At 67.2% G+C, this 11,011-nt stretch carries 9 protein-coding genes; 5 read left to right on the forward strand and 4 right to left on the reverse strand.

Annotated elements, in window-relative coordinates:
- Positions 1–70: 70 nt before the first annotated feature.
- Positions 71–358 carry an SGNH/GDSL hydrolase family protein gene (locus QMX83_RS16845; protein WP_282297797.1) on the forward strand — a complete coding sequence of 96 codons (288 nt, stop codon included), beginning with the start codon at positions 71–73 and terminating at the stop codon, positions 356–358.
- A 17-nt stretch (positions 359–375) separates the two neighbouring features.
- Positions 376–1,047, forward strand: a complete 672-nt coding sequence (locus tag QMX83_RS16850; RefSeq protein WP_282297798.1) for a methyltransferase domain-containing protein — start codon at positions 376–378, stop codon at positions 1,045–1,047.
- A gap of 261 nt (positions 1,048–1,308) precedes the next feature.
- Here the strand turns inward: QMX83_RS16850 and QMX83_RS16855 are convergent, their stop codons facing one another.
- On the reverse strand, positions 1,309–2,145 hold the full coding sequence (locus QMX83_RS16855; RefSeq protein ID WP_282297790.1) for a polysaccharide deacetylase family protein: 837 nt from the start codon (positions 2,143–2,145) through the stop codon (positions 1,309–1,311).
- 57 nt (positions 2,146–2,202) lie between these two features.
- On the opposite strand from QMX83_RS16855, the gene grxD reads away from it, so the two are divergent.
- Positions 2,203–3,129 (forward strand): Grx4 family monothiol glutaredoxin, encoded by a 927-nt coding sequence (gene grxD, locus QMX83_RS16860; RefSeq protein WP_282297791.1) that lies wholly within the window; start codon positions 2,203–2,205, stop codon positions 3,127–3,129.
- A 72-nt stretch (positions 3,130–3,201) separates the two neighbouring features.
- Here grxD and QMX83_RS16865 read toward each other — a convergent pair whose 3' ends face one another.
- The 3 genes from QMX83_RS16865 to QMX83_RS16875 form a co-directional block, all read right to left on the reverse strand.
- Positions 3,202–3,741, reverse strand: coding sequence for a DUF924 family protein (locus QMX83_RS16865; RefSeq protein WP_282297792.1), 540 nt, complete (start codon positions 3,739–3,741; stop codon positions 3,202–3,204).
- A 53-nt stretch (positions 3,742–3,794) separates the two neighbouring features.
- Positions 3,795–4,571 carry an AMP nucleosidase gene (locus QMX83_RS16870; RefSeq protein ID WP_282297793.1) on the reverse strand — a complete coding sequence of 259 codons (777 nt, stop codon included), beginning with the start codon at positions 4,569–4,571 and terminating at the stop codon, positions 3,795–3,797.
- Positions 4,572–4,681: 110 nt separating this feature from the next.
- Entirely contained in the window at positions 4,682–8,071 is a 3,390-nt protein-coding gene (locus QMX83_RS16875) for an autotransporter domain-containing protein (protein ID WP_282297794.1), read from the reverse strand.
- Between the two features lie 234 nt (positions 8,072–8,305).
- Between QMX83_RS16875 and QMX83_RS16880 the strand changes: the two genes are divergently transcribed.
- Positions 8,306–9,715, forward strand: a complete 1,410-nt coding sequence (locus tag QMX83_RS16880) for an amidohydrolase (RefSeq protein ID WP_282297795.1) — start codon at positions 8,306–8,308, stop codon at positions 9,713–9,715.
- A complete protein-coding gene (locus tag QMX83_RS16885) occupies positions 9,712–10,971 on the forward strand; it encodes an amidohydrolase family protein (protein ID WP_282297796.1) in 1,260 nt (419 codons plus the stop codon). Before QMX83_RS16880 ends, QMX83_RS16885 begins: the two co-directional genes overlap by 4 nt.
- Positions 10,972–11,011 lie beyond the last annotated feature (40 nt).

Genomic DNA, 11,011 nt, shown 5'->3' on the forward strand with positions numbered 1-11,011 from the left:
CCCCCCCCCGTCCCCCCCCGGGGGGCCGCGCGCGGGCGGGTGGGCGGGCCCGCCCCCGCAACGGGTACTGGTGCTGGCCATTCCGGATTGGGGCGTGACCCCGTTCGCGGCCGGTTCCGGGCGTGACGTCGCGCAGATCGCGCGCGAACTGGATGCTTACAACGCAACCGCTGCGGCGGTGTGCGCCGAACACAACATCGCCTTCATCGACACCGCCCCGGTCAGCCGCGCACGCGGTGGCGAGGCGGCCATGCTGGCCGACGACGGCCTGCATCCTTCCGCCGCGCTGTACACGCTGTGGTACGAGCAGGCGTATCCGGTCGCGTACCGGCACTTGAACGACGAGGTACTCCCCTGAGCACGGACGCCCTACCACTGGCCAGGGAACAGGCCCGCCGCATCGCCGATGCGTTCATGCCGGCGCAGCGCTTCGGCAACCGCCGCGACTACTACTACACCCGCGGCAAGCTGGGCAGCGACCCGCTGTTCCCGGGCGTGCTGACCGCATTGCGCGGCGACACCCAGCCCCTGCTCGACATCGGCTGCGGACTCGGCCTGCTGGCGCATGTGCTGCGTCAGGACGGCCAGACCATGCCGTACCTGGGCGTGGACGTGGATGCGGACAAGATCGCCCGCGCGGTACGCGCGGATCGCCGCGCCGGGCTGACCGGCACCGATTTCGACTGCGTGGATGCAAGCGCGGCATTGCCGGCGCACCAGGGCAGCGTGGCCCTGCTCGACGTCCTGCAGTACCTGCCGGCCGAGGCACAGCCCCAACTGCTGGCCAACGCCGCCGCGCGGGTGGCCCCGGGTGGCCACCTGGTGATCCGCACGGTGCTGGCCGACAACAGTGGCCGCGATCGCACCACCCGCATCACCGACATGCTGGCGCATCTGGTGGGTTGGATGGGCACCCGCCCGCGCCACTACCCCGACGCCGCCAGCGTGCGCGCGCCGCTGGAAGCTGCCGGGCTGCAGCTGCAGATGACCCCGCTGTACGGCAACACCCCGTTCAACAACTGGCTGTTCACCGCCACGCGCGGCTGAGCATGCAGGACCGTCCCCGTCATTCCGCATTGGGCATCACCGCCTTGGTGGTGAGCCTGTGCGCGCTGGTGGTGTTTGCGGTGACCGCGCAGGTGGCGCACCGCCCCGCCTATGAAGACATGCAGGAGGTGCCGGTGGCCCTGCTGGTGCTGCTGTTCATTGGCGTCGGGCTGAGCGTGCTGGCGCTGCTGCTGGGCATCGGCAGCGCACTGCAGCACCAGCGCCGCCGGGTGACCGGGGTGCTGGCGCTGGGGTTGTCGCTTACGCTGCTGTGGGCGCAGGCCTCACTGGGGAGCTGGGCACATCAGCAATGGGAGCGCGCGCATCCGGCAGCTCCGCCCGCAGCCCCTTCGCCTGAAGCTCCTGCAGCACCGCCTCGATAATCGCCAGATTGTGGCCGTGCGCGGCCCCTTCGTGCAGCAGCACGATGGCCCCGGCCCGCAGGTCCGGGCGCAGGCGCTCCAGCACGGACTGCGGGGTGCAGTTGACCCCATCGAAGCCACGCGCGCTCCAGCCGACCCGGGTCAACCCGAGGCGCTTGAGCGCGGGGGCCACGAACGGGTTGGTCATGCCGACCACCGAGCGGTACCAGCGCGGCGGCGCACCAGCGACCTCGGTCAGGGCCTGCTGGCAGGCGCTGATTTCCGCCCCCATCTGCGCCGGGCCCAAGCGCCAGAAACGCGTCTGTGGATGGCTGTGGCTGTGGTTGCCCAGGTCATGCCCGCGCGCGAGCATCTGCTGGACCAGGTCCGGCCGGGCCAGGGCGCGTTCGCCGACCAGGAAGAAGGTCGCCTTGGCCTGATAGCGGTCGAGCAGGTCGAGCACGGCCGGGGTTTCGTCCGAGGGACCATCGTCGATGGTGAGCCAGACGCGCGGGGCGGTGCCGGGCAGGCGGCTGAGCACGGGCGCGTAGAACCGGCTGTTGGGCAGGAACACCGGCACCATGAACAGGGCGTGCGAGGCCACCATCAGGGGCAGGCCCACCAGCCAGCCGGCCTTCCACCAGGCCAAGGCCACCAGCAGCTGCGAGGCCACCAGCCAGGGCAGCCAGCGCCACGGGCGGCGGGGAATGCGATGCAACGTTTCCGGATCGGTCATGCCCCATGATGCCATGCCGCGTAGAATGGGGGGTTCGAATATCCCGGACCTAACGTCATGTCCCTTGATCCCGCCCTGCGCTCGCGCATCGAATCCATCCTCAACGCCAACCGCGTCGTGCTGTTCATGAAGGGCCAGCCGACCATGCCCCAGTGCGGGTTCTCGGCCAAGGCCGTGGGCGCGCTGCAGGACCTGGGCGTGGAGTTTGCCCACGTCAACGTGCTGGCCGACGCGGAAATCCGCGAAGGCATCAAGGTCTACGGCGAATGGCCGACCATCCCGCAGCTGTACATCGAAGGCGAGCTGGTGGGCGGTAGCGACATCATTCTGCAGATGGCCAGCAGCGGCGAACTGAGCAGCGTGCTGGGCCTGGCCGCGCCGGACCGCACCCCGCCGCGCATCACGGTGACCCCGGCCGCGGTGGACATGCTGCGTGGCGCGCTGGCCGATGCGCCGGGTGCATCGCTGCAGCTGAGCATCGACGCCAGCTTCCAGCCGAACTTCCAGCTGGTGCCGCACGACGACAACGCCATCGCAGCAGAGTCGAACGGCCTGCGCGTGCAGTTTGACGTCTCCAGCGCACGTCGCGCAGAAGGCATCACCATCGACTGGGTGGACGACATCCGCGGCAAGGGTCTGGCGATCGACAACCCGAATGCCCCGAAGCCGGTACAGGAACTGAGCGTGCGTGACGCGGACGACCGTCTGCGCGCGGGCACGATCACGGTGGTGGACGTGCGTCCGGCCGACGAGCGCGCGATTGCCTCGATCAACGCGAGCTTCGAGACCTTCGACGGCGACAACCGTGCCCGTCTGGAAGCGCTGCCCAAGGACACCGCGCTGGCCTTCCTGTGCCACCGTGGCGGCCGCAGCGCCCAGGCCGCCGAGCAGTTCCGCGCCAAGGGCTTCACCAACGTCCACAACATCACCGGCGGCATCGACGCCTGGTCGGAAGACGTGGACAACGCGGTGCCGAAGTACTGATCCACGCGGTGTGACACGCATGGCGTGTCACCTACGAAAAACGCCGGCATTGCCGGCGTTTTTCGTTTGTCCCTAGCCGGAAAAACCACCCTCGGCCAGATAATCCAGCTCCTCCGGTGTCGGCATGCGACCGAGCACGGCGTTGCGGTGCGGGAAGCGTCCGAAACGGCGGATGATGTCGCGATGCAGTTCGGCGTACTGCAGGTATTCCTTGTCGCCCAGCGCGTCGAACATCGCCACCGAACGCTCTTGGTCCTGCGGGTCTTCGGAATGCTCGAACGGCAGATAGATGAAGGCGCGCAGCTTGGGCACCAGCTCCAGGTCCAGCCCCTCCTCCACCGCGCGCATGGCGTAATGCCGCGCCAATCCGTCGGTGGCGTAGGAATGGGCAGTGTCGCGGAAGCAGTTGCGGGGGAACTGGTCGAGCAGGATCATCAGTGCCAGTGCCCCTTCTGCGCTGACCAGCCAGTGCTCACGTGCGCGTTTGGCCGCCGCGTAGTGCTCGTCCAGGAACAGCTCGCGGAACTGCGCGTCGAACGCAGCATCGCGCGTGAACCACTTCTGTGGTCCCGCGTTCGTCCAGAATTCGACTACCTTCGTCGCCATCTCCATTCCATACCCCTGCAGGCAGGCCGTCGTGGTGACGCCTGCCCTGGCTGTCTGCATCATTCGTCGAAGCGCAGGTGGCGGACCGACTTGCCGTTGCGCCGGATAAGCTTAAGCGCCTCGATACCGATCTGGATATGGTTTACCACGAACTCCGAGCTCACCTTGGCATCGGAGGCTTCGGTTTTGACCCCCTCCGGGATCATCGGCTGGTCCGAGACCAGCAGCAACGCCCCGATCGGAATGTGGTTGGCAAAGCCAGCCGCGAACAGCGTGGCCGTTTCCATGTCGATGGCCATGCAGCGCATCTGGCGCAGCCTTTCCTTGAACGCCTCGTCGTGCTCCCAAACCCGGCGGTTGGTGGTGTACACGGTGCCGGTCCAGTAATCGTGACCGAGGTCGCGGATCGTGGTGGATACCGCACGCTGCAGCGCGAACGCCGGCAGCGCCGGCACTTCCGGCGGCAGGTAGTCGCCCGAGGTGCCTTCGCCGCGAATGGCCGCGATCGGCAGGATCAGATCCCCCAGCTGGTTCTTGCGCTTCAGCCCGCCGCACTTGCCCAGGAACAGCACCGCCTTGGGCATCACCGCAGAAAGCAGGTCCATCACGATGGCGGCATTGGGGCTGCCCATGCCGAAATTGATCAGGGTGATGCCGTCACTGGTGACGCTGGCCATGGGCCGGTCCAAGCCCTGGATCGGCGCGCCGGTCAGCTGCGAAAAGGTGTGCAGATAACCGCCAAAGTTGGTCAGCAGCACGTGTTCGCCAAACTGGTCCAGGGCCACGCCGGTGTAGCGCGGCAGCCAGTTCTGCACGATGTCCTGTTTGTTCTTCATGGCCCGTTCTTCTTGTTTTTATTGCGTGCGGCAATTCTCCGGCTGGTGAGAGAAATGGCAAGAAAAAAGGCGGCCATGGCCGCCTTTTCTCCCCTACCGGCCGGGCCGGATCAGAACTGCAGCGACCAGCGCGCGTTGATGCTGTGGTCACGGCCCTCGCTGCCGAACTGGCCGTTGTAGCCCAGCTCCAGCTGCTGGCGCGGGCTCAACCAGGCCGACAGGCCCAGTTCGGCCACGACCGCGTTGTCGGCAATGGCTGCACCGGTCACCTGGAAGGCGTCGCCGCCGGCCAGAGCCAGATCGGCCACCTGGTCGCGGTCGCCAAACGCCTTGCGGTAGCCAACGCCACCCACCACATGCAGCCAGGCATCCTGCTGCCAGGCCGCCTTCAGGCCACGGTCAAAGCGCACACCGGCGGTGGCCAGGGTGGTGCGGGTATCCGCCGTCTCGCCGCTCAGCGCGGCGCTGCCGCCCCGCTCGGTGATGCCATCGACATCCACTTCCACCCGCGCCACCTGCAGGTAGGGCTCCAGCCCGCCCTGCACGCCGCCGAAGCGGTAGCCACCTTCGATGAAGGCCTGTCGGGTGGTGGCGTCGTAGCTGGCCGACAACGTGTCCTGGTAACCGGCAAAGGCGAGGCTGCGCTGGCTGTCCACGTCGTGACGGGAGTAGCCCAGACCGCCCTTCAGGCCGAAACCGCCCCACCGGTGGCCCACATAGGCACCGAAGTGGGTGTTGTCGATATCGGACTTGGCGCGGCGGCCCTGACCCTGCTTGAGGTCAGTGCGGCCAGTACCCAGCAGTGCGCCGATCTGCCAGCCAGCGAACTGGTGATCGGCACCGACCAGCAGGCCACTGCTGTTGCCTTCGCTGCGCGCGGTGTTGGCGTCACCGTCCAGACGGGTGCTGCCACCGATGGCCTGCACCCAGGCCCCGCTGACCGCACCTTCGTCCGCACCCGGTGCGCGCTGTGCCAGCGAACGACCCAATGCGGCATCACGCACGTAACGGCTGCTTTCCACCAGCAGCATCGGCGTGGCCGCATGCAGTTCACCGCTCAGGCTGTCCAGCGCCGCGCCCACCTGTTCGGGGAACAGCTGGGTCAGCGGACGCGGCAGGCCCTGGTCGATCGCCATCGCATCGATGCTCTGCGCAACGGTGACCTGGTTGCTGGTCGCTGCCGCCGAGGCCAGCGCGTTGCCACGAATGACATCGATATGCAGGCCCTGCGCTTCGTACACCAGGTTGAACTGCAGGAACGGCGAGAACGCGGAGAAGTCAGTGGTGGCGAACTGGCCATTGACCCCGCCTTCGGCCGACAGGAAGTTGAACTGCTCGCCCAGGTAGTACACGCCGGCTTCCGGCAGCGCGACCAGGGTGCCGTCGAGACTGGCGCTGCCGGTCACGATCAGCTGGTCACTGAGGCTGCCCGGGGCCAGCTCGGCCTGGTACACGCCGGTGGCGGTCTGCACGTAGTCGCCATCGATGGTCAGGGTGCCGATGGAGTTGCCGGGCGCGATGATGCCCTCCACGCGGGTATCCGACAGACGGCCAATGCCCTTCAGCGTACCGCCGCGGCTGACCAGCGTGGTGCCTCCGTCCTGCACACCATTGAACGACACCACGCCGCCGCTGATGGTCAGGTCGGTGTTGTCGAGCACGCCACTGGCGCTCACCACGCTGCTGCCGCCGCTGCTGTTGAAGGCCATGTCACGCAGGGTGCCGTTGAGCAGGAACTGACCACCGGTGACATCCAGCGCGCCGGTCAGGGTATTGACGCCATCCAGCTCGAGCACGCCCTCACGCACGGTGGCCCCGTTGAAGCTGTTGTCGCCGCTCAGGCGCAGCCAGCCGATGCCGGACTTGGTCAGATGACCGGGGCCACCAATGTCATTGGTCCAGTCGTCCCACGCGTCGCCTTCCCACACCTTCAGGCCGCCGGCCTTCTGGTTCATCACCACGTCGGTGTCCACGCGCAGCTGGCCGTAGCCTTCGATGGCAGCCGCCAGATTCATCAGACCCCAGCCATAGATGTCGTCGACACCTTCCTCGCCGAGATCGGTGGCGGTGGTCAGCAGGACGTCACGTACCTGCGCGTTGCTCAGGTAGGGGAAGCGTTCGAACAGCAGTCCGAGCGCGCCGGTGACATGCGGTGCCGCCATCGAGGTGCCGGTGCTGAGCCCATAGTCATAGGTGGGCATGCGCGAGATCACGTCCAGCATCAACTCACCCTGGTCACCGGTCAGCAGCTGCGCATTGATCTGCGAATCATCACCGTACACGGTGGACAGGATGTCAGTGCCGGGAGCCGCCAGACACCAGTTCGCGCTCAGCCCGCAGCGGTTGGACGAATCGTCCAGGGTCAGCGACTGGTTCACGTTGACCACGCTGAGCCAGTACGGCTCGATGTCGGCAAACGCGCGCGGCAGGGTGGCGTAGATGCCGGCGGCCGGACTCGATTCCGGCGTCGCATTGGGGCCGCTGTTACCGGCCGCCCACACCTGGATCATGCCATTGGTACGCGAGCCTTCGGCATAGGTGTTCAGGTACTCACGGTCACCCGGGTCCTGGTAGATCAGGTCGTAATCTTCCTCATCCGGCTCGTTGGCCAGGCCCCAGCTGTGGTTGATCGCACGCACGCCCTGGGCGTTCACCTGCGCGTACATGTCTTCGACCGCGGTGGAATCAGGACCCACGCCGCCCAGCGTCACTACCGAATAGCCACCGCCGGGCATCGCCTGCCACTGCGCGGCAGAATTGAAGAACAGGCGCGCGGCGGTCAGGTCGGCACCGAACGCCACGCCATGCATGCCGTTGCCATCGCGATTGGCGGCAATCGTACCTGCCACATGGGTACCGTGGGTCTGGTAGTTGATACCCGGCTGCACGTACGGACCATTGCGGATGATCTCGCGGATGTTCTCCGGCACGCTGTCGTCGAAGACCACCGAATCGATCGCCACATCGTCGCCATCGCTGCTGAAGCAGGCATCCGGACCGGTCAGGACGGAGGTGTTGGTGCAGCGCGTGCCATCGGCCAGTACATCGGCGATGTTGATGCTGCGGTGGTCCTTGCCGGCGAAATCGTCGTGGTCCAGACCGCTGCCGCTGTCGAACACGCCCAGGCGGATGCCCTTACCGGTCAGACCACGCGCATAGGCGGCGTCCGCATTGATGACCTGCAGGCCCCAGTCGGCCTGGAATTCGGCGGTGCGCCAGCTGGCGGCATCGCCGGGGGTGCCGTTGATCGGCTCCGACTCGGAAGGCGGTGCAGCATTGACCCGGATCGGAGCATTCACCAGCGACACGCGCTGATCGTGGTCGGCAAACGCTGCACGCTGCAGCACACGCTGCTGCTGGTAGCTGGAGAGGGTGTCGGCCGGGGTGGCGGCCAGAGCAGGAACCGCGAGCGCTGCAATCAATGTGCCGGTGATGGCCGAGGCAAGCAGGCTGGGGACGGGGCGACGTGCGATAACACGAACAGTGGAACGCTGGGTCATCAGATGCGACTTCCTTGAGAACGGCGAGGAATGCATGCCACTCCGCGGCATGCTCGAACAGTGCGACACCACCTTCGGCACAGCCAATGGGCAAAGTCAGCACATACCGACAAGAACACAGTCACACGATTGAAACAAGTGTCTGGCCGCCCTGGCTGTGAAGACCGGCACTTGGCAAGCGCCCCATCAAGCCGCTAGCGTCGGGGGTCTGCACTGATGCACCTCGGGGAAAACATGCGAACGCACTTGAGCGCCGGGCTTGGCCTGGCACTGTTGACACTGGCTGCGCCTGCGGCAAATTCCGCCTCGCGGTTCACCGAAGACCCCTACCCCAGCACCTACGCGCCGATCGCCTCGGCTCCGGTGCTGCTGCGCAACGCCACGGTGTTGACCGGTACCGGCACGCGACTGGAACAGACCGACGTGCTGCTGCGCAACGGCCGCATTGCGGCCGTGGGCAGCGCGCTGCAGGCCCCGGCCGACGCGGTACAGGTGGATGCACGGGGCAAGTGGGTCACCCCCGGCATCATCGACGTGCACTCGCATCTGGGCGTGTACCCCAGCCCCGGCGTAAGCGCACACAGCGACGGCAACGAGATGACCGCACCGGTTACGGCCAATGTGTGGGCCGAACACTCGGTGTGGCCGCAGGATCCGGGCTTCGCCACCGCATTGGCCGGCGGTGTCACTTCGATGCAGGTCCTGCCGGGCTCGGCAAATCTGGTCGGCGGGCGCGGTGTCACCCTGAAGAATGTACCGGCCACCACCTATCAGGCGATGAAGTTCCCCGGTGCGCCGTGGGGGCTGAAGATGGCCTGCGGCGAAAATCCCAAGCGCGTTTACGGCAGCGGCAAGGGCGTGGCTCCGGGTACCCGCATGGGCAATGTGGCCGGTTACCGCGCGGCATTCATCGACGCCAGTGAATACCTCGCCAAGAACAGCCCGAAGAAGGTGAAGAAGAAGCGCTGGTTCAGTGGCGACGAAAAGGGCGACAGCGCCGGCGATGCCGGCGGCAAGCGCGACCTCAAGCTGGACACGCTGGCTGGCGCGATCAACGGCGACATCCGCGTGCACATCCACTGCTATCGCGCCGATGAAATGGCCACGATGCTGGACCTTTCCAAGGAGTTCGGCTTCAAGATCGCCGCGTTCCACCACGGCGTGGAGGCCTACAAGCTGGCCGACCGACTCGCCGCCGAAGGTGTGTGCGGCGCGCTGTGGGCCGACTGGTGGGGCTTCAAGATGGAAGCCTTCGATGGCATCCAGGAAAACATCGCACTGGTGGACCGCCCGGCCAACAGCTGCGCCATCGTGCACTCTGATTCCCCCGAGGGCATCCAGCGCCTCAACCAGGAGGCCGCCAAGGTGATGGCCAACGCGCGTCGTGCCGGCATGCAGATCGCGCCGGAGCGGGCGATCATGTGGTTGACCTACAACGCCGCGCGCTCGCTGGGCGTGGAACAGCAGACCGGCAGCCTGGAGGTGGGCAAGATGGGCGACGTGGTGGTCTGGAACGGCAGCCCCTTCAGTTCCTATGCGCAGGCCGAGAAGGTCTATATCGACGGCCACCAGGTGTTCGACCGCGTGGATGTGCGCCGGCAGCCGCTGTCGGACTTCATGCTCGGCCAGGAGGCACGCCCATGACCCGCCTCGCATTGACCGCGGCCCTGGCCGCTCTGCTGGCCAGTGCGCCGGCATTTGCCCAGGACGTGCTGATTCGCAACGCCACCGTGCACACCGCGACCGCACGCGGCAGCCTGGAACATACCGACGTGCTGGTGCAGGGCGGCGTGATCCGTGCCGTGGGCACCGGCCTGGCTGCCCCGGCAGGTGCCAGCGTGGTGGAAGCGGCGGGCAAGCCGCTGACCCCGGCCCTGTTTGGCGGCATCACCGACATCGGCATCGATGAGGTCTCAGGTGAGTCGTCGACCGTGCACAGCACGCTGAAGCTGGAGGACCAGCCGCTGCGCCCCGAGTTCGACGTCAGCCTGGCCTACAACCCCGCCTCGGTGCTGATTCCGGTGGCGCGCCTGGACGGCATCGGCTTCACCGCACTGGGTGCCAATACCGGCGGTTCCTTCATCGCGGGCCAGGGCGGCGTGATGCGGCTGGACGGCAGTGCCGATCCCATCGGCCCGCTGGCGCTGTACATCCGCCTGGGGGCCCCCGGTGCAGAGCTCACCGGCAGCTCGCGCGCCGCGCAATGGATGCTGCTCGAACAGATGGTCAGCGAAGCGCGCGGCCGGGTGCCCGCGGATTCGCCGCATGCCCTGCTGACCCCGGCCGGCCGCGCCACCCTGGCGCGCTACCTCGCCGGCCAGGGGCGGCTGGTGGTCGAAGTCGACCGCGCTGCCGACATCCGTCAGCTGCTGCGCTGGGCAGCACGCGAAAAGGTGAAGATCGCCATTGCCGGCGGTGCCGAAGCGTGGCGGATCGCGCCGCAGTTGGCGCAGGCCCAGGTGCCGGTGTTCGTGGACGCGCTGGGCAACCTGCCCACCAGCTTCGACCAGCTGGGGGCCACCCTCGAAAATGCCGCGCGCCTGCGCAAGGCGGGCGTGGAGGTCAGCTTCGCGCAGCGCGACGATGCCTCGCACAACGCGCGAAAGATGCGCCAGCTGGCGGGCAACGCCGTGGCCAACGGCCTGCCCTGGCAGGACGGCCTGGCCGGCCTCACCCGGGTGCCGGCGCAGGTGCTAGGGGTGGGTGACCGGATCGGCAGCATCGAACCGGGCAAGCTGGCCGACCTGGTGTTATGGGAAGGCGATCCGCTGGATGTGGCGCACTATGCCGAACAGGTGTGGCTGGGCGGCAAGGCGATGCCGATGCGCTCGCGCCAGACCGAACTGCGGGATCGCTATGCGGCTCCCGCCGGGAGCGAACCGCGGGCATACTCGCGGTAAATGTAGAGCCGCGCTTGCCCGGCTGCACGCAGAACGGCAG

It is taken from the genome of Stenotrophomonas sp. PS02289 (assembly GCF_029960115.1).
GTDB lineage: Bacteria > Pseudomonadota > Gammaproteobacteria > Xanthomonadales > Xanthomonadaceae > Stenotrophomonas.